The 25,959-nt window shown below is 50.1% G+C and carries 29 protein-coding genes; 21 read left to right on the forward strand and 8 right to left on the reverse strand.

Annotated features, from left to right (window positions below):
• The first annotated feature begins 15 nt into the window (after positions 1 to 15).
• The 3 genes from SERAS12_RS09500 (at position 16) to SERAS12_RS09510 (ending at position 3,518) form a co-directional block, all read left to right on the forward strand.
• Positions 16 to 594: a molecular chaperone gene (locus tag SERAS12_RS09500; RefSeq protein WP_013812459.1), complete on the forward strand. Its 579-nt coding sequence runs from the start codon at positions 16 to 18 to the stop codon at positions 592 to 594.
• Between the two features lie 168 nt (positions 595 to 762).
• Complete coding sequence (locus SERAS12_RS09505; RefSeq protein WP_013812460.1) at positions 763 to 1,416, forward strand: tellurite resistance TerB family protein; 654 nt, start codon at positions 763 to 765, stop codon at positions 1,414 to 1,416.
• Positions 1,417 to 1,484: 68 nt separating this feature from the next.
• Positions 1,485 to 3,518 (forward strand): S9 family peptidase, encoded by a 2,034-nt coding sequence (locus SERAS12_RS09510; protein ID WP_013812461.1) that lies wholly within the window; start codon positions 1,485 to 1,487, stop codon positions 3,516 to 3,518.
• Positions 3,519 to 3,551: 33 nt separating this feature from the next.
• Here SERAS12_RS09510 and exoX read toward each other — a convergent pair whose 3' ends face one another.
• Positions 3,552 to 4,220, reverse strand: coding sequence for an exodeoxyribonuclease X (exoX, locus tag SERAS12_RS09515; protein WP_004943107.1), 669 nt, complete (start codon positions 4,218 to 4,220; stop codon positions 3,552 to 3,554).
• Positions 4,221 to 4,656: 436 nt separating this feature from the next.
• Between exoX and SERAS12_RS09520 the strand changes: the two genes are divergently transcribed.
• The gene (locus SERAS12_RS09520; protein ID WP_013812462.1) at positions 4,657 to 5,082 is read left to right on the forward strand and encodes a TraR/DksA C4-type zinc finger protein; all 426 of its coding nucleotides are present in this window, start codon (positions 4,657 to 4,659) and stop codon (positions 5,080 to 5,082) included.
• Positions 5,083 to 5,250: 168 nt separating this feature from the next.
• Positions 5,251 to 6,204: a prolyl aminopeptidase gene (pip, locus tag SERAS12_RS09525; RefSeq protein WP_013812463.1), complete on the forward strand. Its 954-nt coding sequence runs from the start codon at positions 5,251 to 5,253 to the stop codon at positions 6,202 to 6,204.
• Positions 6,205 to 6,232: 28 nt separating this feature from the next.
• Here pip and SERAS12_RS09530 read toward each other — a convergent pair whose 3' ends face one another.
• Positions 6,233 to 6,463, reverse strand: coding sequence for a DNA polymerase III subunit theta (locus tag SERAS12_RS09530; RefSeq protein WP_013812464.1), 231 nt, complete (start codon positions 6,461 to 6,463; stop codon positions 6,233 to 6,235).
• 374 nt (positions 6,464 to 6,837) lie between these two features.
• On the opposite strand from SERAS12_RS09530, the gene ftnA reads away from it, so the two are divergent.
• The 5 genes from ftnA (at position 6,838) to SERAS12_RS09555 (ending at position 10,860) form a co-directional block, all read left to right on the forward strand.
• Positions 6,838 to 7,356, forward strand: coding sequence for a non-heme ferritin (gene ftnA / locus SERAS12_RS09535; RefSeq protein ID WP_013815088.1), 519 nt, complete (start codon positions 6,838 to 6,840; stop codon positions 7,354 to 7,356).
• 304 nt (positions 7,357 to 7,660) lie between these two features.
• Positions 7,661 to 8,044, forward strand: coding sequence for a CopC domain-containing protein YobA (yobA, locus tag SERAS12_RS09540; protein ID WP_013812465.1), 384 nt, complete (start codon positions 7,661 to 7,663; stop codon positions 8,042 to 8,044).
• Positions 8,045 to 8,047: 3 nt separating this feature from the next.
• Complete coding sequence (gene copD, locus SERAS12_RS09545) at positions 8,048 to 8,929, forward strand: copper homeostasis membrane protein CopD (RefSeq protein WP_013812466.1); 882 nt, start codon at positions 8,048 to 8,050, stop codon at positions 8,927 to 8,929.
• 69 nt (positions 8,930 to 8,998) lie between these two features.
• Positions 8,999 to 9,340, forward strand: coding sequence for a YebY family protein (locus SERAS12_RS09550; protein WP_013812467.1), 342 nt, complete (start codon positions 8,999 to 9,001; stop codon positions 9,338 to 9,340).
• 815 nt (positions 9,341 to 10,155) lie between these two features.
• The gene (locus tag SERAS12_RS09555; RefSeq protein ID WP_013812468.1) at positions 10,156 to 10,860 is read left to right on the forward strand and encodes a hypothetical protein; all 705 of its coding nucleotides are present in this window, start codon (positions 10,156 to 10,158) and stop codon (positions 10,858 to 10,860) included.
• 273 nt (positions 10,861 to 11,133) lie between these two features.
• Here the strand turns inward: SERAS12_RS09555 and SERAS12_RS09560 are convergent, their stop codons facing one another.
• Entirely contained in the window at positions 11,134 to 11,874 is a 741-nt protein-coding gene (locus tag SERAS12_RS09560) for an alpha/beta fold hydrolase (protein ID WP_013812470.1), read from the reverse strand.
• A gap of 425 nt (positions 11,875 to 12,299) precedes the next feature.
• Between SERAS12_RS09560 and SERAS12_RS09565 the strand changes: the two genes are divergently transcribed.
• From SERAS12_RS09565 to SERAS12_RS09580, 4 genes are all read left to right on the forward strand, one after another.
• Positions 12,300 to 12,653 (forward strand): hypothetical protein, encoded by a 354-nt coding sequence (locus tag SERAS12_RS09565; protein WP_013812471.1) that lies wholly within the window; start codon positions 12,300 to 12,302, stop codon positions 12,651 to 12,653.
• A gap of 273 nt (positions 12,654 to 12,926) precedes the next feature.
• Positions 12,927 to 13,466, forward strand: coding sequence for a cysteine hydrolase family protein (locus SERAS12_RS09570; protein ID WP_013812472.1), 540 nt, complete (start codon positions 12,927 to 12,929; stop codon positions 13,464 to 13,466).
• Positions 13,467 to 13,581: 115 nt separating this feature from the next.
• Entirely contained in the window at positions 13,582 to 13,932 is a 351-nt protein-coding gene (locus SERAS12_RS09575) for a DUF4377 domain-containing protein (protein ID WP_041416043.1), read from the forward strand.
• A 777-nt stretch (positions 13,933 to 14,709) separates the two neighbouring features.
• Positions 14,710 to 17,208, forward strand: coding sequence for a DUF4214 domain-containing protein (locus tag SERAS12_RS09580; RefSeq protein WP_239440990.1), 2,499 nt, complete (start codon positions 14,710 to 14,712; stop codon positions 17,206 to 17,208).
• Between the two features lie 145 nt (positions 17,209 to 17,353).
• On the opposite strand, the gene SERAS12_RS09585 is transcribed toward SERAS12_RS09580, so the two are convergent.
• The 3 genes from SERAS12_RS09585 to SERAS12_RS26590 form a co-directional block, all read right to left on the reverse strand.
• Positions 17,354 to 18,609 (reverse strand): IS3 family transposase gene (locus SERAS12_RS09585; RefSeq protein WP_148259213.1). Its coding sequence is split into 2 segments (ribosomal slippage): positions 17,354 to 18,258 and positions 18,258 to 18,609, totalling 1,257 coding nucleotides; the frame shifts between segments, so codons are not numbered across the junction.
• Between the two features lie 334 nt (positions 18,610 to 18,943).
• Entirely contained in the window at positions 18,944 to 19,093 is a 150-nt protein-coding gene (locus tag SERAS12_RS26585) for a phosphotransferase (protein WP_239440992.1), read from the reverse strand.
• Positions 19,094 to 19,134: 41 nt separating this feature from the next.
• Positions 19,135 to 19,338 (reverse strand): hypothetical protein, encoded by a 204-nt coding sequence (locus SERAS12_RS26590; RefSeq protein ID WP_041416045.1) that lies wholly within the window; start codon positions 19,336 to 19,338, stop codon positions 19,135 to 19,137.
• A gap of 149 nt (positions 19,339 to 19,487) precedes the next feature.
• Between SERAS12_RS26590 and fabV the strand changes: the two genes are divergently transcribed.
• The 6 genes from fabV to SERAS12_RS09630 all read left to right on the forward strand — a co-directional run bounded on the left by fabV (position 19,488) and on the right by SERAS12_RS09630 (position 23,414).
• Positions 19,488 to 20,687, forward strand: a complete 1,200-nt coding sequence (gene fabV / locus SERAS12_RS09600) for an enoyl-ACP reductase FabV (protein WP_013812476.1) — start codon at positions 19,488 to 19,490, stop codon at positions 20,685 to 20,687.
• 154 nt (positions 20,688 to 20,841) lie between these two features.
• The gene (locus tag SERAS12_RS09605) at positions 20,842 to 21,405 is read left to right on the forward strand and encodes a DUF2975 domain-containing protein (protein WP_013812477.1); all 564 of its coding nucleotides are present in this window, start codon (positions 20,842 to 20,844) and stop codon (positions 21,403 to 21,405) included.
• Positions 21,406 to 21,412: 7 nt separating this feature from the next.
• Positions 21,413 to 21,628: a helix-turn-helix transcriptional regulator gene (locus tag SERAS12_RS09610; protein ID WP_013812478.1), complete on the forward strand. Its 216-nt coding sequence runs from the start codon at positions 21,413 to 21,415 to the stop codon at positions 21,626 to 21,628.
• A 621-nt stretch (positions 21,629 to 22,249) separates the two neighbouring features.
• On the forward strand, positions 22,250 to 22,570 hold the full coding sequence (locus SERAS12_RS09620) for a hypothetical protein (protein ID WP_013812480.1): 321 nt from the start codon (positions 22,250 to 22,252) through the stop codon (positions 22,568 to 22,570).
• 23 nt (positions 22,571 to 22,593) lie between these two features.
• The gene (locus SERAS12_RS26435) at positions 22,594 to 23,007 is read left to right on the forward strand and encodes a hypothetical protein (RefSeq protein ID WP_233527856.1); all 414 of its coding nucleotides are present in this window, start codon (positions 22,594 to 22,596) and stop codon (positions 23,005 to 23,007) included.
• 56 nt (positions 23,008 to 23,063) lie between these two features.
• Positions 23,064 to 23,414, forward strand: coding sequence for a hypothetical protein (locus SERAS12_RS09630; RefSeq protein WP_013812482.1), 351 nt, complete (start codon positions 23,064 to 23,066; stop codon positions 23,412 to 23,414).
• Here the strand turns inward: SERAS12_RS09630 and SERAS12_RS09635 are convergent.
• Positions 23,398 to 24,318 carry a LysR family transcriptional regulator gene (locus SERAS12_RS09635; RefSeq protein WP_013812483.1) on the reverse strand — a complete coding sequence of 307 codons (921 nt, stop codon included), beginning with the start codon at positions 24,316 to 24,318 and terminating at the stop codon, positions 23,398 to 23,400. The genes SERAS12_RS09630 and SERAS12_RS09635 overlap by 17 nt on opposite strands.
• Positions 24,319 to 24,448: 130 nt before the next feature.
• Here SERAS12_RS09635 and pcaD point away from each other — a divergent pair, with 130 nt between their 5' ends.
• Positions 24,449 to 25,240 carry a 3-oxoadipate enol-lactonase gene (pcaD, locus tag SERAS12_RS09640; protein WP_013812484.1) on the forward strand — a complete coding sequence of 264 codons (792 nt, stop codon included), beginning with the start codon at positions 24,449 to 24,451 and terminating at the stop codon, positions 25,238 to 25,240.
• Here the strand turns inward: pcaD and dcuR are convergent.
• Positions 25,237 to 25,956 (reverse strand): two-component system response regulator DcuR, encoded by a 720-nt coding sequence (gene dcuR, locus SERAS12_RS09645; protein WP_004943147.1) that lies wholly within the window; start codon positions 25,954 to 25,956, stop codon positions 25,237 to 25,239. The genes pcaD and dcuR overlap by 4 nt on opposite strands.
• Between the last annotated feature and the right edge of the window lie 3 nt (positions 25,957 to 25,959).

Below are 25,959 nucleotides of genomic sequence, written 5' to 3' on the forward strand. Positions count from 1 at the left end.
GTATAAGGCATTATCATGAATGAGTTTTCCGTTGTTTGCCGCGTGCTGGGTACGCTGTTTTACCGTCAGCCGCAAGATCCGTTGTTGGTGCCGCTGTTCACGCTGATTAAAGAAGGTAAGCTGCAGCAACACTGGCCGCTGGAGCAGGAAGAACTGCTTGTGCGCTTGCAGCAGGGGTGCGATGTAAACCTGCTGTCCGCCGATTTCAATGCGATGTTTGTCGGCAGCGAATGCAGCGTGTCGCCGTTCCGTTCCGCTTATGTGGAAGGAGCAACGGAGGCGGAAGTCCGCACTTTCCTGCAGCAACGCGGCATGCCGCTTGGCGAAACGCCGGCCGATCACTTCGGCTCTCTGCTGCTGGCTGCCTCCTGGCTGGAAGATCAATCGCAGGAAGACGAAGTGCAGGCGCAAATCACCCTGTTTGACGAATACCTGCTGCCTTGGTGCGGCCGTTTCCTCGGTAAAGTGGAAGCGCACGCCACCACCGGTTTTTACCGTACCCTGGCGCTGCTGGCCCGTGAGTCGATTCAGGCGATGCGTGACGAACTGGCGGAATATGAGCAGGACGAAGAACAGCCGGGCGAAGAAGGCTGAAGCACTAAAAATGACGGGCTTGCGTGGCCCGTCATCGTTTTCTCTGCGCTAAACACAGGTTTTCATCCCCCATACGTAAGTTGACAAAAAATCCCCTAATCTGACGGTTCATCGGCGGTTGGCTTTTCCGTGCCTGCGCGCCTCGTTTCCTCACGAAAAGGGTAGAGCATGAAAAATAACTGGATGCAGCAGATTCAATCGATGATTGGGCAAAAGGCCGGTTCCATCGGTGGGGCGGAAGGCATTGGCAAACTGCTGGCCCCGACCGCGTTGGGGGGCCTGGTGGGCGTTTTGCTGGCGAACAAATCTTCGCGCAAGCTGGTGGGCAAGTTCGGTAAAAATGCCTTGATTATCGGCGGCAGCGCGGCCGTTGGCGCGGTGTTGTGGAATAAATACAAGCAGCGGGTGAAAGAAACCCATCAGGACGAACCGCAGTTTGGCTTGCAAACTACGCCGGTGGATCTGCGCGCCAAACGGTTGGTGCAGGCGCTGGTGTTTGCCGCCAAGAGCGACGGCCATATCGATGCGGAAGAAAAACGCGCCATCGACCACAGCCTGGAACAACTGCAGGTGGGTGAGGAGGCGCAAAAATGGGTACAGGAGGCGATCGACCAACCCTTAAACCCGGATCTGATCGCCCAGAGCGTGAAAAACGAAGACGAGGCGCTTGAGGTGTATTACCTGAGCTGCATGGTGATCGACGTCGATCACTTTATGGAACGCGGCTATCTCGATGCGCTGGCGCAGTCGTTGAAGATCCCTGCGGACGTCAAGCAGGGCATTGAAAACGACGTCAACGAGAAAAAACGCGAGCTGGCGTAGCGCCGCTTGGCAAGCTGGGGGGAATCGTGTCACTCTTGCTTTAATCAAGGTAAGCGGATGATTTAGCAATGATGACACCCCCTAAGGCAGAAAAACGACCTTATCCCATCACCACCCACGGCGATACGCGCGTGGATGACTACTATTGGCTGCGCGACGACGAGCGCGCAGACCCTCAAGTGCTGGACTATCTGCAGGCGGAAAACGCCTTTACCGATGCGATGCTGAAACCGCAGCAGGCGTTGCGTGAGACGCTGTATGAAGAGATGGTGGCGCGGATCCCCCAGCAGGAGCACTCGGTGCCTTATGTCAGGCACGGTTACCGTTATCAGACCCGTTTCGAGCCGGGCAACGAATACGCGATTTATGTTCGTCAGCCACAGGCGGAAAGTGAACGCTGGGATACGCTGATCGACGGCAATCAGCGCGCTGAAAAACGCGAGTTTTACACTCTGGGCGGTTTGGAAGTCAGCCCCGACAACCAGAAACTGGCGGTAGCGGAGGATTTCCTGTCACGCCGCCAGTATGACATTCGCTTTAAAAATTTGAACGACGACAGTTGGGCCGACGAAGTGCTGGAAAATACCTCCGGCAGTTTCGAATGGGCGAACGACTCTGCCACCGTTTATTACGTGCGCAAACATGCCAAAACGCTGCTGCCCTATCAGGTGTACCGCCACGTGGTGGGCACAGATCCGCAGCACGACCAATTGATCTACGAAGAGCTGGACGACACCTTCTACGTCGGGCTGGAAAAAACCACCTCCGAACGCTTTATCCTGATCCACCTGAGCAGCACCACCACCTCGGAGATTTTGCTGTTGGACGCCGATCGCGCCGACAGCACGCCGCAGATGTTTGTGCCGCGCCGCAAGGATCATGAATACGGCATCGATCACTACCATCAGCATTTCTATATCCGTTCCAACAAGGACGGCAAGAACTTCGGCCTGTATCAGAGCGAGCAGGCGGATGAAGCGCTGTGGCAGGAGCTTATCGCTCCGCGTATCGAGGTGATGCTTGAAGGCTTCAGCCTGTTCCGTGACTGGCTGGTGGTGGAAGAACGCAGCGAAGGTCTGACTCAGCTGCGCCAGATCCACTGGCAGAGCGGCGAAGTGAAACGCATCGCTTTTGACGATCCGACCTATACCACCTGGCTGGCCTACAATCCTGAGCCGGAAACCGAACTGCTGCGCTACGGCTACTCTTCGATGACCACCCCGACCACGCTGTATGAGCTTAATCTCGACAGCGGCGAGCGCGTGATGCTCAAGCAGCAGGAAGTGAAAAACTTCACACCGGAAAATTACCGCAGCGAGCGGGTATGGGTGAAAGCGCGGGATGGCGTCGAGGTGCCGGTCTCGCTGGTTTACCGCCAGGATCGCTTTATCCGGGGCAGCAATCCGTTGATGGTTTATGGCTACGGCTCTTACGGCAGCAGCATGGATCCGGCCTTCAGCGCCAGCCGTTTGAGCCTGCTGGATCGCGGTTTTGTCTTCGTCCTGGCGCACATTCGCGGTGGCGGCGAGCTGGGGCAGCTGTGGTATGAGGACGGCAAGCTGTTCAAGAAGCAAAATACTTTCAACGATTTTATCGACGTGACCGAAACGCTGATCGCGCAGGGCTATGGCGACGCCAAACGCGTCTTCGCCATGGGCGGCAGCGCCGGCGGCCTGTTGATGGGGGCGGTGATCAATCAGGCGCCGCAGCTGTTTAACGGCATCGTGGCGCAGGTGCCGTTTGTCGACGTGGTCACCACCATGCTGGATGAGTCTATTCCGCTGACCACCGGCGAATACGACGAATGGGGCAACCCGAACGAGCCGGCGTATTACGACTACATCAAGCAATACAGCCCATATGATCAGGTCAAGGCGCAAGATTACCCGCACATGCTGGTGACCACCGGGCTGCACGATTCGCAGGTGCAGTACTGGGAACCGGCCAAGTGGGTGGCGAAGCTGCGCGAGTTGAAAACCGACGATCGTCAGCTGCTGCTGTATACCGATATGGATTCCGGCCACGGCGGCAAGTCCGGGCGTTTCAAAGCCTATGAGGACATTGCGCTGGAATACGCCTTTATTCTGGCGTTGGCGGAGTAATTTGCAGGCGGGCGGCGATTGCCGCCCGCTTTTTTAGCCGATCAGATAGTATTTCAACGTATGCTTCATGTCCGGGCTGAGATCCTCGATGGACTTCAACATCCAGCGCAGATAGCCGGGATCTTCCTGCGCAATGCGATCAATTTCCTGCCCACGATATTTGCCGAATTTGAATTTCTTCAGCAGCACTGGCTGTTCGGTGATTTGCGCCATTTGTTCCGGCGTCCACCCTGAATCCTTGACGATGCGTTGCAGCAGCGCAGCGGTTACGTAGCAATCGTACAGCGCCCGGTGCGGGTACAGCGTGGTGTCTTGCGGCAGTTGCACCTCCAGATTCAACGCATAGCGCAGATACTGGTTGCCGTATTTGATGTCCGGGTAAAGGGTGCGCGCCAGCTTCATGGTGCATATCCAGGCACCGCGCATTTCCGGCAGCACGCCGCGATCAAACGCTGCGTTGTGCGCCACATAGTAAGGGCTACCCAGATAGCGGCCGATCGCCACCGCGATACGCGGCTTACCCTCGACCATCTGTTCGGTGATGTGATGGATAGCCATCGCATCAATGCTGATGGGCCGATCGGGGCTGACCAAATCGCTCATCGGATTGGCGATGTGGTCGTCTATCAGGTCAACGGAGGCGACTTCCACCACGCCGCCGTCCAGCCCGCAGGTTTCAGTGTCAATTACGCGTAAAATCATGGTTTCCTCAGGGGCAACTGCATAGCGTTAGCTTAACCGGCAGTAGCGCCCGTGCCAACCGTTGGGCGGTTTGAGCAATTTAAGACAACAAAAAACCCGCCTCGGCGGGTTTAATTACGGTTAGAAGTTCGCTTACTCGCCGGACGTTTGCCCTTTTTTGGCGCGTTTACCTGCGCGTTTCTCAGCAGGGGTTTTCAACGGCTTCTTCTTCGCATTTTTCTTGCTATCCATTCCCTTACTCATGTTGGCCTCTCAGTTACCTATGGGTGGGTGGTTTGCTAAGCCATTAACCACCTTACACCGGTTGGTTGCAAGCATGAAAACGTATGTTTTAGTCAATCGCTTGTTAAGCGTGAGTATTTTGTTTTTTGTGAAAGGCTGCTTAATTGGTTTGATATGTTATAATATAACAAATAAATTATCACCGGAGAGCGCAATGACCGTCGTTTCCTTGTTAAACCCACAGCAGCTCTTGGCCATGCCGGAGTCTGATTATATGAACCCGGCACAGCAGGCGTTTTTTCGCCAACGCCTGCTGGAGGAGCAGCAAAAATTGCTGCTGCACATCGATGCGTTGAAACGTGACATCGACGGCGGTGAAGTCTCCGGCGACGAAGCGGATAAAGCCGCGCGTGAAGAAGACCTGCGATTGCTGTTCCGCCAGTTGGATCGCGAAAGCCGCTTGTTGCCGAAAATCGCTGCGGCGTTGTTGCGGCTTCACAACGGAGAGTTCGGCTATTGTCTTGAAACCGGGGAGCCCATTGGCCTGCCGCGTCTGCTACTGCGACCCACGGCGGAACTGGGCATCGAGGCGAAAACCGCTCAGGAAATGCGTGAGCCGCACTTGCGCAAAAGAGGCTGACTCGCGCGCTGGGTATGCCCGTTTGGGCTGACCCGGCCGGTATTTTGCGGTCATTTTAAGCAAACGCACGCTAACTTGCCGGGGAGTGTGGGAGTTTTCAGGTTTTACCGTTGACCTGATGGGCCGCTTCGGCTTTTATGAGGGTATGACCACAGAAACGGAAGCGCCATGGAACAATTACGAGGTTTGTACCCGCCGTTAGCAGCGTATGACAGCGGTTGGCTGGACACAGAGGATGGCCACCGGATCTACTGGGAGCTGAGCGGCAACCCGAAGGGTAAGCCGGCAGTCTTTATTCATGGCGGACCGGGCGGGGGGATCTCCTCCTATCACCGCCAACTGTTCGATCCGCAGCGCTATAAGGTGTTGCTGTTCGATCAGCGCGGCTGCGGACGCTCCAAACCGCATGCCAGCCTGGACAACAACACTACCTGGCATCTGGTGCAGGACATTGAACGTCTGCGCGAAATGGCCGGCGTGGAGCAATGGCTGGTGTTCGGCGGCTCATGGGGATCGACGTTGGCGTTGGCCTATGCGCAAACCCATCCGCAGCGCGTTAGCGAAATGGTGTTGCGCGGCATCTTCACGTTGCGTAAGCAGGAACTGAGCTGGTATTACCAGGACGGCGCTTCGCGCTTCTTCCCAGAGAAATGGGAGCGCGTGCTGTCGATTCTTTCAGAAGAAGAGCGTAAGGACGTGATCGCGGCCTACCGCCAGCGCCTGACTTCAAAGGATCTGCAAGTGCAGCTTGAAGCGGCGAAGCTGTGGAGCGTGTGGGAAGGGGAGACGGTAACGCTGTTGCCAAGCACCGAGTCCGCTTCCTTTGGTGAGGATGACTTTGCGCTGGCGTTCGCCCGTATCGAAAACCACTACTTTACCCATCTGGGTTTTCTGGACAGCGACGATCAACTGCTGACCAACGTTCCATTGATCCGCCATATCCCGGCGGTGATCATCCATGGCCGCTACGATATGGCTTGCCAGGTGCAAAACGCCTGGGATCTGGCGAAGGTCTGGCCGGAGGCGGAGCTGCATATCGTCGAGGGTGCCGGGCACTCCTTCGATGAACCGGGTATCCTGCATCAGCTGATGCTAGCCACCGACAGATTTGCCGCAAAGTGATGCAAAACCCGCCATGACGGCGGGTTTTTTACTTGGATTTCGGCTCGTACGGCAGACGCGAATACTTGTGTGATTCGACGCGATAGAACGCCACGCGTTCGCGGAAATAGTCGCGCAGGTGTGCCGGCTGTTCGCGCTCAACCATTTCTGGGATCACCGGCATGTTATAGCGTTCTTTAAACGCCACGCCGGAAGCTGCGAGATCAACGTTCACTTTGTCCATATCTTCTTTGGAAAGCTCTGCCAGATTGTAACCCACCGTATTCTCCTTACTGTCACCGCATTGGATCAGCGCAGAAGGTAATGCACCGGGCGGCGCTTGGCAAGCCTGAAGCGCAAGGAGAGCAGGGCGGTGGGAATAATGCCAGCCATCAGCGCTTATTTATTATTCCGAAGATAATGCAATCTATTTGTTTTCTTAAATAAGAATGATTCGCTTTTTTAGTAAATATACAGATGAAAATAGTTATCATAATAATTTGAATGAATAATTAATATTCAATTTAACATGTTGATTTTTAATAAATTAAAAATTAAATGATTAATGATGTGAATCAGGTGTTTTTATTTTGTTCTTACCAAGGCATAATGCGGAAAAATTAAATCGATACCTGCAAAATAAAAGGGATAATGATGCTGACGCAAGAAATGACCAAAAAGCTGAATGAGCAACTGAATCTGGAATTTTATTCCGCCAACATGTACCTGCAAATGAGCGCATGGTGCAGCGATAAAGGCTTTGAAGGCGCGGCCGCATTTCTTAAAGAGCATTCTCAGGAAGAGATGCAGCACATGCAACGTCTGTTCGATTATCTGAGCGATACCGGCTCCCTGCCGCTGCTGGGCACCATCGCCGCGCCGCCGGTTGAGTTCGAATCCCTTGCGGACGTGTTCCAACAGACTTACGAACATGAGCAACTGATTACCCGCCAGATCAACGAACTGGCGCACGCGGCAATGATCGCTCATGACTACTCTACCTTCAACTTCCTGCAGTGGTATGTCGCTGAGCAGCACGAAGAAGAGAAACTGTTCAAATCCGTATTGGATAAACTGGCGCTGGTGGGCAACAGCGGCAAGGCTCTGTTCTTCATTGATAAAGATCTGAAGAAAATGGGTGCAGCCGGTGAAAACGGCAACGGCCAGGGCTAAATCTGCGCTGAATAACCGCGTGTCGGGCTTTGCCTGGTGCGCGGTTTTTTTATACCCTGCATTTAGCGCGGTTTAGCAGCGATACGTGCTGCCAGATCGCAGAATGCCAGCGTTCTGCTCGACTTACGGATCGAGTCTCGTTATCATTTAATACGATACGCTACAGGGAGGGTAGAGAGTCAAAACAGCGGGTTAGCCGTTATTCCCGTTCTTCTGTTTACCCGTGGCGCAATCATCTGCGGTGGGTTCCGGCTGCCGGCCTTAACCCTTATCACCCTCGATTATTGCTTTAAGGGATATCACTGTGATCGGTAAAATTCGTTCTTCGTATCGCCTGCTTTCTACTATTTTTGTGTTGTTTGTCGGGCTATCCTCGCAGCAGGCGCTGGCGCATGCCCATTTGAAAGTGCAGACGCCGGCGGAAGATGCCATCGTCAGCCCGGCACCGAAGGTGCTGACGCTCAATTTCTCCGAAGGTATTGAGCCTAACTTCAGCGGCGTGAAAATTACCGGCCCGAACGATGCCAAAGTGAAAACCGGTAAATTGCAGCTCGACGCGAACAACAACACTCAGATCAATTTGCCTATCGAAGACGATCTGGCTGCCGGCAAATATAACGTCAGCTGGCATGTGGTTTCGGTCGACGGTCATAAAACCAAAGGCCAGTACAGTTTCACCGTCAACTAAGCCATGAGTCTGGCGGCCCTGTTTGTTCTGTGTCGCTTTGTGCACTTTGCGGCGGTGATGCTGATGTTTGGCACCAGCCTGTTCACCGCCTTATTGTCGCCGCAGCGCCTTTCCCCGTATCTCTCTCGTGATGTGCGTCCTCTGCTGGTCTCCAGCACCTGGCTTGCCGGGCTTTCTGCCGTGGCGCTGCTGGCGATTCAGGCCGGGCAGATGGGGGATGGCTGGGCCGATACCTGGCAACCCGATGTTTGGTGGGCGGTGCTGGGCACCACCTTTGGCGAGGTCTGGCGCTGGCATTTGGGGATGTCGCTGCTGGCATTGTTGAGCTTGTGGCTGCCGGAGCAACGCCGCACACAGCTTTTGGCGCTGCTTTCCACGTTGCTATTGGTCAGCATGGCGTTTATCGGCCATGCGGCGATGCATGGGGGCGCACTCGGCGCGCTGCACCGTTTTAACCATGCGCTGCACCTGTTGGCCGCCGGTTACTGGTTTGGCAGCCTGCTTCCGCTGTTGAGCTGCCTGCGCTATCTTGCTCAACCGCAGTGGCGCAGCGACGCGGTGATCACCTTGATACGTTTCTCGCACTGGGGGCACCTGGCGGTGGCGTTGGTTATCTTGACCGGCGTAATTAACAGTTTGATTATTCTCGGTAACTGGCCGCTGGATGTGGCTTCGCCATATCAACGCCTGTTGTTGTTCAAAACTGCGCTGGTGGCGCTGATGGTCATGGTGGCGCTGGCCAACCGTTACGCTATCGTACCGGCGATGGGCAGCGTACCCAGGCTGGCACAGCGCGGGTTGGTGCTGGCCTGCTGGATTGAGGTTGTGCTGGGCGCATGCGTACTGCTGCTGGTCAGTTTATTTGCAACCTATGCGCCGGTGTAATATTGCGGCTTGCCGGATGCCCCTAAACTGCGGGAAAATTGAATCAAATAGCAACCTTAAGGCCATAACATGAAATCGGTATTATTTGGCATTACGCTGCTGGCCACCGCGACCGGCGCGCTGGCGGCAGACCAACTGGTTAACATCACCAAGCTGGAATACGGCAAGCAGTGGGCGTTCACCAAAGAAGAAGTGACGTTGCAATGCCGCAGCGGCGGCGCGCTGTTTGTACTGAACAACAGCACGCTGATGCAATACCCGCTTAACGCCGCAGCAGAAGCTCAGGTGAAAGCCGGGCAGCAGCGCGCCCAGCCGCTGGACGTGATCCTGTTGGATGACGCTGCCAATCCCGGAAAAAAAATGAGCACAGAGCCATATCGTGAGCGCGCCGAGAAGCTGTGCGCGAACTAATGGCTTGCTCCACAATGGTTTAGCCAGAGGTTAATCGGTGCTGAAAAATTGCGCGGAATTAATTTCAAAACGTAACTGTCACCACCCGTGTGCGAGGCTGGCAAAACTAGCGCGGTAAGCTACTCTTAAAGTGCATGGCTGAACAAGCCCTGCACAAAATGCCAACTTTTAGCGCACGGCTCTCTCCCAAGAGCCATTTCCCTAGACCGAATATAGGAATCGTATTCGGTCTTTTTTTAACTTGTTGATTTATAACATAAAAATATCTACTCCCACGAAAATACACGAAATTTCCACGAATTTTGATATTCGGTCTTTTACAACATCACGTACTCTTTCCCCCGCGTATTGAAATATCGTCTCAACGTCTTACGATAATGCCGTCAATGCGTCGCGAAATTTATCGATCTTTCCTCGAAATGGTACGGGTTGTATATCGCCGAGGCGATTTCTGATGATGACGTGATGGTAGTTGCCGAGCAGACCCAATATGACAGCGTTTCCCGTAACTGTGAGGCGAGGGCGACTGTAAGTATCCCGGAGTTCGAAGTGGACGGTGGTACGCAGGTGCAAGAGCCTGATTGCTTACTCTGAATCGGAATATCACTGTGTACTGCAATTGGATTGATGGCATTATAATTACTTTCAATGAGCTCTGTGACAGTGAGTCAAGAGTGATTTTTTTGTTGGCGGTGGCACAACTTTGAAGGGGTGAAAAGTAGTATAGATACCCGGTAATGTTTAACTTTCGAGTTTACGCGTCTTGCTAGAGAATTTATCTCTAGAGAGAATCATAACATTATCAAGGAGCCTATATGTTGTTTGAAAAAAACAAAGATGAGATTTTTTATAGTACTTTGTGCAATAAATTAACGATGGAGTTAGGTGATAAATGTGTTTCTGCTGTATTGGCGGAGGATTTAGATATTACCATTTTTGATAATCATCCCCCCTATATCTCTATAGGCGATACGGACATTCTCATTGCTTTTGCATTTGGGAACCGTGAAAATGTTTCCGGGTCAAAAAATGAGTTGGCACAACCAGGGCCAATGAACAAGGATCTTGCTGATTGCTGTGCCAAGGCATATCGCATGAAGCCAATGCGAATGTATGTTCAGTGGGAAATTGCACGGTATTTGGCTTTGAAGGAAATGTATCCTGACATCCCAGCCGATGATATCGTTTCGATTGAACCAGAATGGGATGATCAAGGAAATCTGACTTACCTTAGTACTGATGGTGTGCTGCAAGCTATCATCAATAAACATTTCGGGGGTAATTCAGCTTCTGTCGGGACGGCTGCTGTTATCGGACACGGCGATCATGTGAAGCGTTGCGTGATGACATGTCAAATGCGTAATGTTAAAGGATATGCACTGAGGGAGGTGACTCTGCCTGTATGGTATGATAAACAATCTTCACAAGCCTGGACTCGCCGTAGAGATTTATATGTTTTAAACGATATGGCAAATAGATTGATGATGGTTGCTCAAAAAAACATTCTTAATTCTCAATAATTATATTTTTATTAATACCAGGAATACTTTTTCAGGTCGCCACTGGCGACCTTTTTTATGCACTACAGAGCGGCTTCCTGAGGCTGCTGCGTAATGCAGGATAACCAAATGGGTCGTGCGAATTTGCGGGCGTGTCGGTGATTTAATGACAGGTCGTTAATGTATTTTTATGCCGAGTTTTTTCGAATCGTTCCGAGAATTCTGCCAACCAACTTTACCCCGCAATGGATCGCGGGGTTTAAAGATGGAGTAGAGGAATCTAATGACTATGGCTTATACTTCACTGATGACTTCGATATTTAGTAAAGATAATAATTCAGCTATAAATTTTTGTGGTGCTTCTAGCATTGGGCTATGTCCGCAATTTTTGATTACAGTCATACTAACGTTTTTTAATTTTTGCGATAGCGTAATCCATGGCTCTATAGGGGTTATCATATCATGTTCCCCCCAAATAAAGTGGGTGGGAGTGGCCATTTTATTAAGAGTGCCTGGGACATCATACTTTCTACTGAATGATAACCATCTTACGATGTTTTTATGAATCTGATCATCACTGAAAAGATGAGAAATTTCATCTATTCCACGTTGTGGCACTTTGCTTTTGTCAAAATAAACATTACTCATCAAAGAACGAGCATATTGAGTATCGCCCGTACGCAGTTCACTTAATGATACGCCGGCATCAGCTTCAATCTGGCCTGGCGCTCCACTCATAAAAAGGCCTTTAACCTGAGAGGGCGCTGCTGAGGTGTAGTGTAAAGCAATTAATGCGCCCAGTGAGTTACCCACTAAATAAGGTGCTTCATTACAAGAGGCGATCACCTGATCCAGCGAGTCTTTTGCCTTTTTATAGTCACTACCAAAAGTTACAGGTATTGATTCATTGAATACTATAGGACTATATCCATGATCAACCATGCCCTCAATAACTGAGTTCCATATCCAACCCCCGGCAAATAACCCAGGCAGAAAAATAATCGGATGACCAGAACCAGTCTTGGTATATAACATAATAATTGTTTCCTTTTGCGATTTTTTTAAGGTTTTTTCCTAAGCGTGAAGGTGCCTACTACCGTTTAATAAAAGGTAACAATTATGATGATCTTGGCTTTCTATTTGATTCACTGATCTGTTTTTGATGATACATCGATATTAATAATCATACAATATTACTTTGCGAAAAATATTACTCTTCAATAGATATGGTTATTACGATAACTGTATTTTTGATTTAATATTTTTTTTGGTGATTTTTTCTGCTTGTGATTAATAGCCTGGTTTGTTTATTTAGGGATTTTGACGCTATCAATATTCATGATCTTTTGAATTAATATGTGTCACCAAGGGCACACAGCCAGTCATGCGATATTCCGCAAATAAGTTGATAAAGTCCGCTCGCTGTATATGGATACAGTGACAATGACAAAGGAACTAAAATGACAAATCTGATTATTGATGCGAATAACTGTGTGACGCTAACCCCGGAGCAGGCGAAAGCGTTAACCAAGGTAGCGGTAGGGGGTGGGTTCGAAGGTGCCGTCCTTCTAAACAAGTATCTAGGCCGTTTACCGCTGCCGATTGATCCGGCGATTGTGTACGACGAAGTGCTGCATTCAGCCGCAGCCTACTACTTGGCTATCTCCCTGGAGGGGCGTTGCTTCTCTGGCGTGGGTGTGCCGGTTGTTGCTCAAGATGGCGTCAGTTGGGCATTTAAATACTCGTTTGATATGGAGGAAAGTTATGGCGAAGAAATAACGACCCAACACTTTACGGTATCCTCTCCAAGCTAAGCACTCAAAAAAGCCCTGGCAAATTTGCCAGGGCTTTCTCGTTGTAATGGGTAATATCTCCCCTCTATAAACCTCATTGACTCCTCTGCCGAACTTAAGCATTATCGAGTGATGAAATATACTTTGCTCGCCTTCACCACAACCACGACAACCGCCTCTTTCTGGCGGGCCGTAAGGGTGTGCGTGAGCTAAAAACGCAGTTCCCCAAAGCCCCGCCAGCAATGGCCGGGGCGTCTTTATGCTCCGTCCTGGCTGGTAACGACGGAGATTCACATGCAACAACATCATCACCGTACCGCACTTTTGATCATTGATATGCAACTCGGCATGTACGAGGGCCCGGAGCCGCCTTATGAAGGCGAACGGGTTCTGGCTAATATCAACGTGCTGATTGGTAGGGCGCGCGATGCGGGCTGCCCCATATTCTTTGTGCGCCATGCCGGGCCAGAAGGGTCACCGATCGCAGCAGGCAGTCATTTTTGGCAACTGCATCCGCGTCTGGAAATCGATGCGGCAGTGGACAGGGTTATAGATAAAAACCGGCCCAGTTGTTTCTATCAAACGGGGCTGGCCGGGCAGTTGAAAGAAGGTGGCATCACCCGGTTGGCGATAATGGGAATGAAGACGCAATATTGCGTGGATACCGCCTGTCGGCAGGCGGGCGAGCAGGGGTTTCAGGTGCTACTGGTTACCGATGCGCACACCTGCAGCGATACGCCGGAGCTGAGCGCCGAGGCGATAATCAGGCATCATAATCTGACTCTCTCAGGTCCTTTTGCCCAGTTGATACAAACTGCGGACGTACAGTTCTGAAAAAACGGCGGGCCGAGGGTTTCGGTTCGCCGATCAATTCGGAACACGCCGCTAGCCCCGGTAGCCGTAGCTTTGGTACTATCCCTCCCACCCAAACAGTCAATGGTGCATTACATTGAAAATCCAAGCGTTATTATTTGTTGCTGTCGCCGGTTTGGCAGGCTGCAGCCAAGAGGGAACCTCAGTGAATCAACCCAAGAAAAACAAGGGTGACCATACGGAAGTGTTACTGGTTAACAGTGCGCTGGTGGATTGCATGGGCGTCTCCCCAATGAAATGCATGCAGGTGCGCCATTCAATACAAGGGCAGTGGGAAATGTTTTATAGCCAGATTGAAGGCTTCAACTTTGAACCGGGCTACCGCTATCGTCTGAAGGTTAAGGTGACCCAGGCTGAAAACGTACCGGCCGATGCGTCCTCATTGCGCTATACGCTGGTTGAACAGCTGGAAAAGAGAAAGGTCTGATAGCCCTATGCAGGTCAGGGCCGCATGTCCTGACCTGATAATCTCAAAGCGTTAACCCCATCTCTGCCGCAATCTGCTCAATCTGATAACGCGAAGTGCGCGCTAGCGCAGGTTCTTTTTCCACGTAATAGGCATACGCAATTATGCCAATCGACGACGTCCAGGCCCGGCCGCGTAGTTAATCTTTAGGTTTTATAGTTGCATGAATCTATGAAATATTTAGATTGTTGTTAACTATTTTGTAAAATTAAACACCAAAAACTCATTTCGCTTTCATATCATAAGAGGCTAAACTTTATATATACCACTTTGTGGCAAAGGAATGTACGCTTAGGTTAGGATGATAGTGTTCTTTTAAGTTATCATGAAATAATTAAAATTAACCAATTGATGCAATGTTTTTGGGTTTTAAATCGACGTGTTATAGACGCCGGTGAAGTATATGAAATATACATGGCTGCTATTCTTGACTATGCTCATTGGTTTATTATTCATATTGTTTTTTATTTCAATTGCATTAATTTTAACCTTGCTAAATTATTGTTTATAACTCATTATTATCTATTAATATTTAAGGTTGCAAGCAGTATTGGAATCATTTGGCAATCAGAGCGATGATGCCAGCCATTTGAGCTGGTGTGATTTTTTTTCATTCTTATATGGTTTTTTCTCAAAAAATAAACTATACATTATAATTCCATTTTACCATCCATCAGTATAGAGGGATGCTCTAATCTGATGGTTATCTTTATACTAAGTATAATGTCTGGGGAAAGTATGCAAGCATTACAATTTCATCAATTAGCTGCTGCATTAGAGTTTAGTGTTTTAGGTAAAATTACAGATGAGTTTGAATTGGGCCATATAGCTCACGAGTTTAAATCAAAAAACCTTTCAAATGAAAGTTTTATAAAAAGAGTGTTAAATTCCGAATCAGGGGTGTCACTGTACCAGGATAAAAAAGAAGATGAAATTATAATTAGTGTTTATGAAAATATATACAAGGTAACACCTGCCGTTGAAAGTCTGAATCATTATTTAAATTTGCAGAGCAAGGAGGGTACGAAAGCAACAATAGAATATAAAGTAAATGAGTTGTTCAATGATTTATTTAATTACCAAGGTTTTGATCCATCTAAAATAAAATCTCAAAACAATTTTATAGACACTATAGATAAAACATATAAAGACCAAGAAGTAATTGACATTTCTATAAGTGATCAGAATCTATTGGCAATGGCTTATATTTCTATATTAGGCCGTGGGGTTGATGCTCAAGGATTTAATGCTTATCTTGGCAGTTTGAAGAGTAATGCACATGGGATTGATTATATATTAAATGACATCATCCTATCTAAAGAGGCTGCACATTCAGCTGGATCTCTATATGGTGTTGAATTTTTAAACTATATATTTAACAAATTTATCAATCGAGATGCTACTGCTCAGGAATTATCTTTATTAAACTCCAATAGTAGAGTGGAGTCATTAAAGAATGCAATTGATTATGTAATGACTGAAAAAAACGTAACTCTCAAAGAAACGGGTTTTTTGACGCAGAATGTTGGTGATAGCCTGGTATTTGATAAGAATGTAATCGCTGAAATACAAAGCGATGGCAGACTTTTATCATCAGCAAATACAGGAAAGGCGCATATATTATCAGCTATTGAAATGACCTCAATGGTTAATTTGACTATTCATTCAGAAGGGAAGTCAAAAATAGACTTGAGTCAAGCAAAGAATCTATCCACAGTCAAAATAGTTGGGAGTCAAGATGTCGAATTGGTTCTCTATCCATCCATAAATCCGGTAGTCATTGATAGTTCGAATTATTTTGAGGGAACCGATGGTAATGATATAAAAATATTGACTGATGTAACCGATACAACTCATGAGTGGTTGGATTTAAAGGCTGGAGACGATAGCCTCTTGTGGTTTGGCCCAGTAGATGATATTCATCAACCCTCAAAATTTATCATTGCCGATGGAGGTGATGGTATTGATAAACTATCAGCAAATTTTTTCATAAAACCACAACCCTCTGATAATCCTTATGCAAAAAGCCCAAATAGTGATAATTTCAAAAATTTTGAAAAAATAGACTTCGGTGGTTACGCTGGAGAGTTTAACTTTTATTGGACTGATATTAAAAATGGATTTTCACTGTCAAAGAAAGCTGAGAATGTGGTGGTTGAAAAAATAAATAAAGAAAGCTCATTGAGTCTTGATATAACCGGGAATGCAACTTCACAAAGTAATATAAAGTTCATTATTGATGGGATTCAAAATGACAGCATGGGCAGGAAAAGTAACTTCGAAATCCACTTCAATAGTAAAAGCGCTGGATCTATTGACGGAGGGACAATAACATTAGAATCAACACAAATATCCGACTTACCTGGATATAAGTCATTAAGTTCCATCACCATAAATTCAGATGGATTGATAGGGAATGTTAACAAAATAAAAATTGAAAACTCGTCATTGGCATCAGGTAATGAAGGTGGCGATTCAAAAATAAATATACTGGGCAATAATAAATTAGAGTTAACTCTATCTGACGTAAGTCTTGGTAAAGTAGGCATGAATAAAGTTATTGATGCTTCAGAGAACTCAGGCGGTCTCACGTTACATTCAGATTATTGGGTTAATGAAGGACTGAAATTACGTTGGCTTGGTTCGGATTTAAAAGATGCTTCTGGATATGATGTGAATACCTACATCACTGACGGGCATTATACACCAACACCATTAAATGTTATTGGCACCAATAATAACGACTTGTTTTATGTTGCTAGCGGGACTATGATTTCTAGTGGATCCGGCGACGATTTAATTAACATGAACTCAGCTAGTAATGGATATGTTCGGGTTACAGATTTTGATTTAAATCATGATGCCCTTCAGTTTGACGACACAGTAAATCTCTCTAAAGATGAGAGCACTCCTGTCTCTGACTATGGTATCCACACTTTTGATGAAATTGGTTCTTCCTGGATTGAGGTTTTTGTTAATAATGATTTTTCAAATGATAGAATTATTAGCAGCATAATCTCTTTAGCAGGCCCATTAGATGCGGTGGGTGTTTTGTCCTTAAAGGGACAAGATGGAAAAGTGAACTCATTTGTTATTAACGATGTAAATAAAAACCATGTGTTTGATGCTAAGGATAGTTATTTCATGTTGGACAACCAAAATCATCAAGAGCTGATTCAGGGGCTGAAATATGATTCAGTGATTGAAATTAATGGTGTCAGTGCCAGTTTGGGATAGTGTTTTGGATTGAGTTAGTCCGGATAGGTAAAATTATCTGGGCTATCTTTCTATACAAATGGTTAGAGTTATTTTCTGAGTGTAATCGGCTGCAGCCAGAGGGGATCGACAGTGAACCAACCTGCACTGATCGAGCAGCTGGTGACTAGTCCTGGCATAGGTTGACACTTTTATGCCTGTAAAACGTCTGATGCACTGCATCGGGCGTTTTGTATTTTATCGACTGGTGAGGCCGCTCTCTGTTGTAAATTTCTATCGATTCCCTCACCATCTTTCTTGCCTGCTCCAGATCTGCCGGGCGTGATAGCAAAAACTCCGTTTTCAATATCCCGTTCACCCTTTCCGCCAATGCGTTCTGATAGCAGTCATAGCCATCTGTCATTGAGCAGATTAGCCTGTGTCTTTCATGGATTGACTGGTAACTTGCTGAACAATATTGTATTCCTCGGTCCGAGTGATGGATCAGCGGCTGAGTCGTTTTTCTCTGCTTTAAAGCCTGTTTCAGAGCCTGCACGACATTGTCAGTACGCAGATCGCTGTGCACATGATGGCCCATTATTTTCCTTGAGCAGGCATCCGTTATCAGGCTCAGATAGACCATGCCATTCCGGGTTGGAAGGTAGGTAATATCCGCTACCCATACCTGTTCTGGTCGCCTTACCACTACCTGTTCCGGCCCCGTTTTTAATAAATTGGGATGTCGCCGAAAACGGTGATGGCTGTCCGTTGTTTTATGGTACGCCCGTCTGACTGGCACCAGCAGTCTGCGCTCCTTTAGCAGGGAGAACAACCGGTCACGTCCGACATGCAATCCATCATCTAATTGTTTATTCAGCAGATAATGCAACTTGCGGGTCCCGATACGCGCCTGACGTACTCTTATCGTTTTAACGAAATCGACGATCCGGACATCACGAGCCCGCTGCTTACTAAGCCGTGTATTGTGCTGATACCAGGCCTGTCGGCTGTGTCCCAGGAACTGGCAGACCCGGGTAATGGTTATTTTTTGGGTCTGTTTTTGCGTGAGGACTTGCCTGGCCGCTTTTTTATAACACTGATCCCATAGTCATTTTTCAGCACGTTAACGACAGCATCAAGGAACTCCGCTTTCTGGGTGACCAGCTCAAGCTGTTCTTCAAGTTCCCTGATCCTTTGCTCAGGAGTTAAAGGGGCAGGCGGTTGGCTCATGGGCAACTCCCGGCTGGAGAGAGAGGGAAGACCTGGGGCCCAGTTAAGGTGGCCATGCTTGCGCAACCAGGTCAGAACGGTCGAACGTCCCTGAATACCATAGCGCAGTTGAGCCTGTTTGTAGGTCATTTCGCCTTTTTCAACCTGCTCAACAACAGCAATTTTAAAAGACAAAGGATAGTCACGTTGTGTGCGTTTAAACTCAGCCATTATCACGTTCTCCGGATTTAAGTCGAAAACGTGTCAACGCTATTCAGGACGGGTCATGGGAAAAGAAAAAAGTCTGATCGCCGTATGCAGGTCAAGGCAGCATGTCCTGACCTGATAATCTCAAAGCGTTAACCCCATCTCTGCCGCAATCTGCTCAATCTGATAACGCGAAGTGCGCGCCAGCACAGGTTCTTTTTCCACGTAATAGGCATGCGCAATTATCCCAATCGACAGCGCCCAAGCTCGGCCTCACAGCCAGGTTGCTGTATCGGTATCCACGGTGTGTTTAAAACTTCCCGACTGTTCTTATCCAGTAAATTCCACGCAACAATCAAATCTACCGCAGGATCTCCAATAGCCATGCCCCCCAGTCGATTACTGCCGCCAGCTTACCTTCGTTGACTAACAGGTTGCCTGGTTGAATATCGGTGTGGATCCAGCTTGGGCCAGTGCCGTTTTCCTGTATCTGGCTAACGATTTCCCACACTTGCAGCAGAATATTCGTGTCGAGATAGTCGCCGCATTGTGCTATCGCGCTGCGACCGATGGCGTGCGCGGCAGACGAATATAGAGCTCGTCGCCCAGCCGCAGCATCACATTATCGGTGCCGGCAATGGCGACCGGTGTTATAGCCAGCGCCGCCCACTGCGGAAAGTGGCCGGCGAGCATTGAGGTGACGAGGTTGAGACCAATATCCACTTCGTCGGCGTGTAATTTGGCGATAAAATTCACGTGCGCTCTATCCTTTAAGGCTGTGATTTAAGGTGTGAGACTGGTCTGCTCACTGGGCTTGTTGCGATTCTGCAATGCGCCTGTCTTAAGTATATTGTGAAAATCAGGTATATTGTCCTTCGGTTTTTAGCTACCAAGACAAAATTACTATGATTATCAAACCTAAAATTCGTGGTTTTATCTGCACCACCGCTCATCCGGCAGGCTGTGAAGCCAACGTCCGCGAGCAAATTGCTTACGTTAAATCCCGCGGCGAACTGAAAAACGGGCCTAAAAAGGTGCTGGTGATTGGTGCCTCTACCGGTTACGGCCTGGCGTCACGTATCAATGCTGCGTTCGGCAGCGGTGCGGCCACCATCGGCGTATTTTTTGAAAAGCCGGGCAGCGAAGGCAAAACCGGTTCTGCCGGTTGGTACAACTCTGCCGGTTTTGATAAGGCAGCTAAAGAAGAAGGCCTGTATGCGAAAAGCATTAACGGCGACGCTTTCTCCAACGAATGCCGTCAGACCGTTATTGACCTGATCAAACAGGACCTGGGTCAGATCGACATGGTGGTTTACTCGCTGGCTTCCCCGGTGCGTAAAATGCCGGAAACCGGTGAAGTAGTGCGCTCGGCGCTGAAACCTATCGGCGAACCGTACAAATCCGTGGCGCTCGACACCAACAAAGACGTGCTGGTAGAAGCCGTGGTTGAACCTGCCAACGAGCAAGAAATTGCCGATACCGTCAAAGTGATGGGGGGCCAGGACTGGCAGCTGTGGATGGACGCGCTGGAAGAAGCCGGCGTGCTGGCAGACAACGTACAGGCTGTAGCTTATTCCTACATCGGTACCGATCTGACCTGGCCAATCTACTGGCACGGTACGCTGGGCAAGGCAAAAGAAGATCTGGATCGCGCGGCTCAGGCCATCGATCAGAAGCTGAAGGCCAAAGGCGGCGCGGCTTACGTTGCGGTGCTGAAGTCGGTAGTGACTCAAGCTTCTTCTGCCATTCCGGTAATGCCGTTGTACATCTCCATCGTCTTCAAAATCATGAAGGCTCAGGGGATCCACGAAGGTTGCATCGAGCAAATCCAACGTCTGTTCGCCACCAAACTGTACAGCGGTACCGCACCGGACACCGACGAGAAGCATCGTCTGCGTCTGGACGACTGGGAACTGCGTGACGACGTGCAGAACACCTGCCGTGAAATCTGGGCGCAGATCAACGACAGCAACATCAATGAGCTGACCGATTATCTGGGCTACAAGGCCGAGTTCCTGCGTCTGTTCGGCTTTGGTCTGCAGGGCGTTGATTACGATGCGGATCTCAGCGGTGAAGTGAAGTTCGACGTGGTCGAACTGGTCTAAACCTATCGAGCATTGAAAAAAACCGGGTTATCCCGGTTTTTTTACGCCCATAGCTGCCTTAGCGGGTACACACTCATCGGTTTACTTGATCATTGACAGCAATAAGTTATCGTTTCACGATAACTTATTGCTGTTTTCCAGGGATGAACTTGTTATGGCTGCCGTGCCACGGATCCACCTTCCACTTTACGTACGTTGCTTGTGTTTGTTGATCATGGCGATGCTGATTATCAGCACCGGCGTGGAGATGTTTATGATTATCCAGGGCTGGGTGCAGGGTGAAGCGTTCAACAGCATTGTGGCCGCCTATCGCGACTACTACCCGGAGCTGAATACCTACGCCATCCCGCAGCAGCGCTGGGCGATTTTCGCCACCCTGTTGCTGGATATGTTCGCCTACGTGCCTTATTACAGCGCGCTGCTGTGCGGTGCCGGCCTGTTTTATCAGTTTTATCGCGGCAATGTCTGGCACCGCAACAATATGCTGTTGCTGCAGGTCATCGGCATTTTACTGATTGTCGATGTACTGTTCCCTTCATTGGCCGGTATGTTGCAGGTGATGATACTGACCGCCAGTGAAAAAATGCTGTTAATAATTTATTATGGCGTCAACAGCGAGTCGGTACGCTCGTTGATCGTAGGCTGCGCAATCCTGGTGTTTAGCCGGGTATTCCTGGAAGCGTTGCGGCTGAATGAAGAACAGCTTTCTTTCGTGTGAGAATAGAGTGGCGATAATAGTAAGTCTTGATGTCATGTTAGCCAAAAGGAAGATGCGATCGAAGGAGCTTGCGGAGCAGGTGGGGATCACGGAGCAAAATTTATCGTTGCTGAAGAACGGTAAGGTCAAAGGCGTCAGATTGGAGACGTTAGACAAAATCTGCCGTATCCTCGATTGCCAACCGGGCGATCTGCTGGCCTGGAAGCCTGATAGCGAAGGTTGACGCGGCGGCGCATTTTGTGCGCCGCACTCTCTTTGCTAAATGTCATTGCCGCTGCGGTTGGCCGGTTTATTTGTTTGTTTTAAGTTAAATAACTCGCCACATTATTTAACAGTAATGCGTTTTGCCTTGACGTGGCCGCTGGGCACATTCTAATTAATAAACTAAAAAAAGTGATTTTTTTATTTACCATTGCCGACGGTTAAGTCTATTTTAAGGAGAATATATGGCATTGCGTCATGGGATCCCTGCGCTGATAATATTGCTGAGTGGCTGTAGCGCTATTCATGCAGATTCATCTTATTCGTCCTGGGAGCCGTCAGTGCGGGCCACGAAGGAACAGAAACAACGCATCGGCAGCGGTGAATCGGCCTATTCCGTATTGAACGAAGGCTCTCCCAGTATCGGCGGAACCCTGGACTGGTCCCGTTTATGGGATCGTTAATCAGCATAAATATATTATGCCTGCGAATTATAAGTCTCAATACTGACCATTTAATTAAGGTTTATTATTGTTCGGTTAATGTGTTTACTCTCGGTCAACGTTTATTTTAATGGCAAATAATGCCTCTCTTGATTTTATGGAAATGAGCGCCTGCATGGGGCTTATTACAGGAGTTTATTGTGGAAAAGGGCATTCCCGTTATTTTCATATTCTTATTGTTTCCCTGGAGCTACCCGGCCACCGCCGCCCGTTATGATCGGGAGCATGAAGGGGTCTCGCCTGTGTTGTTTCGCAAGAAACTGAAAGACGTGGCCCACGGTCTGTGGGACGAAATGGGCAATGAAAAACAGCGGTCGCTGGTGGCGACGCCAAGCGAAGACAATATGCTGGCCCGGCGTAAAGGCTGCAAGACCCAAGGAAAAATTGCTTCTGCCACGGGCGAACCGCATCCGTCGGCCTTGCCACGTGAAGAACAGCCGTTGCTTATCGACGGCTGCTAGCCCCAACGGCATTAATGGAGTTTATGCTTTTGAAATTGACCTCTGTGATTGCGGCGGCATTCACCTTGCTGGCGTCTTGCTGTTGCTATTCATTTGTCGACCGGCACGCTCAGCACGCAGCTTCTGATGCGAAAGACGATGCCGTTGACTATCGGCAGCGGTTTAACGGGCTGTTGCAGCATCTCTGGTACGTAGAGCAAATCCGCTCGGAACAGGCGCAGCTTGCCGATTTGCGGGTACAGCGCAAAGCGCTGGAGGCAGCCATCCATCGATTGGAATCCGAGTTACCCACAGCGGAGCACCGCCAGTGCAAAGAACTGCTGTGCGGCTCGGCCTCTGTGGCGAACCCTTGCCTGCTGGTCAGGCGGTTGCCAATTCCAGTCATGGGGGCGCATCGCTTGTATGTTGGTATTTTTTGTCGTGCAGGGTTCAACTAAAGGCAGGTGCTGAGCCCTGTGCGGAGTAGGATAAATTTAATGTTGGGAGTGCATCGATGAAACGGATTTTTTTGGCCTGCGTGGCGCAGTGTTGTTCCTTCTCTTCACAAGCGCTGGTTGATTTGCAATACCATGCCGCACAACCGCTGGATAACAAAATTTCTGAGGATTACCAGAAAAAGCGCAGCGGGTTACAGCATAAAATATGGAGCGCCGAAGGCGTGGCGTTGGCCAATGAAAAGGCGCTTGAACGGGAACGGCAGCGAGGGGTGACTGAACAGGCAAACCGGCGGCGCAACAGCACGATGTTCGGTGAGCGTCGTTGCGGCAATAAATCCCAGCAGGACGGAACGTGCCGCCTACCGGGCCGCGATAGGGCTTTCCAGAATCTCAAGCGCCGTCACTGATCCCCAGCAACATCGCCGGCATCCGCTCCAATAAGGTGTCGATAGCTGTGCGGGTTTTGGCCGGAAGATAGCGAGTCTGTGGCCACACGGCATGAATATCGCTGGGCAGCAGTTGAATATCGCCGAGCACTGGCACCAGTTCGCCGCAGCGGAGGTAGCGCGCCAGCAGCCAGTTTGGCAGCCATACCAGCCCGGCGCCGGCAATGGCGGCATCGGCCAGCGAATGCAGATCGTCGAGCCGCAGACGGATATCGATGTTCAGTTTACTCGCAGCGGCATCGGCCTGCAGTTGGCGCCACCCAACATCCTCGCCAAACCGATGATAGGCGACGCCGCTGTGGCCATCGAGCGCGGCAACGCTTTGCGGGTTACCATGCGCAGCCAGATAAGCAGGCGCTGCACACAGCGCAAGGTGTTGGCTGCCCAGCCGACGGGCGATGATGTTCGCGCTGTCATTCAGCGGACCGATACGTATTGCCAGATCAAAACCTTCCTCAGCCAAATCCGCCACCCGATCATTGAAGGCGATATCGACCCGCAGATTAGGGTAGCGACCGACCAACGCCATCAGCACCGGGGTGATGCAGTGGCGGCCCATCAGTTTCGGCGCGCTGACCCGCAAAGTGCCTTGTGGTTCTCGCCGCCCGCTGTCCAGTTCGGCGTCGGCGGCATCCAGTTCGCTTAACGCGCGCAGACAGCGGTCGTAATAGGACTGGCCCTCGTGGGTCAGGCTCAGACCGCGGGCGTTGCGATGGAACAGCAAAACCCCTAGGCGCTGCTCAAGCCGGGCGATGCTTTTACCCACGGCAGAGCGGGTCAGGTGCAGGCGTTCGGCGGCCAGGGCAAAATTGCCGGCCTCGACCACCCGTACGAAGGTCGTAATGCCGGTGAGGCGATCGTTCATGGTCAAGATGGGGTTCCTGTCAGGCTACACAGCCGGTCATTTAAGGCGCTCGTCAGCCTTCTTTAATCCTATAGCATAGTGGATATCGGGTGCCGGGATCCTCCCACACTCAAGGGCCATTGAGGTGACCATGAACAGCTTGTCTTTTATTACCGCCGGTGACGGCTGCAAGATTGCCTACAGGTTTGACGGTGCAGCCGATAAACCGGTTCTGGTGTTATCCAACTCGATTGGCACCTCAATGGCGATGTGGGACGACCAAATTGCGGCGTTATCCGCGCACTTTAGCCTGCTGCGCTACGACGGCAGAGGGCACGGCGCGTCAGACGCCCCGGCGGGAGCCTATTCGGTCGCCAGGCTGGGGCGTGACGTGATTGAACTGCTGGATGCGTTGCAGCTCGATAAGGTGTTCTTCTGCGGCCTGTCGCTGGGGGGCATGGTTGGGCAGTGGCTCGGCGTACACGCGCCGGAGAGGATCGAAAAGCTGGTTCTGGCCAACACCTCGTCTTATTTGGGGCCGGCAGGGCATTGGGATGCGCGGATTGCCGAACTGCGGCAGGCCGACATGCACGACGTTGCAGAAGGGTTTCTGGCCAACTGGTTTTCGACAGCATACCGGCAGCAACATGCGGCGACGGTGGCCCGATTTCGCACTATGTTGTTGGCCACTTCCGTACAGGGATTGGCCGGGTGTTTTGCCGCCGTTCGCGAGCTGGATATGCGCCGTACGGCGGCATTGATCCTGGCACCGACGCTGGTGATCGCCGGCAGGGATGACACCGTGACCACGCTGCCGCAGGGTGAATTGCTGGCCCGTACGGTGCCGGGCGCAGAGTTACTGGTGTTGCCGGTGGTGCATCTGTCCAACGTCGAATTGCCCGATGATTTTTTGGCGGCGCTGTTGGATTTTCTGACCGGCTAGGCCGGCCGGCAATACTCTTTCAGCATGGCAAGGGCGTCCGGTTTCAGTTGGTAAAGATAGACCGGCCTGCCGGTAGTCCCGTACAGAATACGTGTGCCAAGGATGCCGCTTTCTGCGAGATAGATCAGATATTTGCGGCAGGAAACGCGCGAGATGCCGATAGCGTTGGCCAGATTGTCGGTGGAGAACTCGCCGTCATGCTGCTGCTCAATCCATTCGCACACCGTACTTAGCGTGATAGTGGTGAGCCCCTTCGGCAGCTTCTTGCCTTCGCTGCTGCTGGGCTGGCGGCGCAGTAGGCTGTCGACGTCGCTCTGCGAGAACTCGCGTTGCGCCAGGATTTGCGACTGCTGTTGGTAGTTGTTCAACGCCTCTTTGAAACGGGTGAACTGGAAAGGCTTGATCAGATAATCCACCACGCCGTAGTGCAGTGCGCGCTGCACCGTGTCCACGTCGCTGGCGGAAGAAATGATGATGACGTCGGTTTTTTCGCCCAGCTCGCGCAGGCCGGGCAGCAGATCCAGCCCGTTTTCCTGCTGCATATAGATGTCCAGCAGTACCAGATCGACCGGGACGTTGGCGTCGGCCAGCAACGCGCGCGCCTGCGCCAGCGTGGCGACCGTCGCCTGGCAGTGAAACCCGCTGACCTGGCTCAGATAGTATTTATTGAGCTCCGCGACCATCGGGTCGTCATCGATAATCAATACGTTAATCATGGG

Source organism: Serratia sp. AS12 (assembly GCF_000214195.1).
In the GTDB taxonomy this organism is placed as follows: domain Bacteria; phylum Pseudomonadota; class Gammaproteobacteria; order Enterobacterales; family Enterobacteriaceae; genus Serratia; species Serratia plymuthica.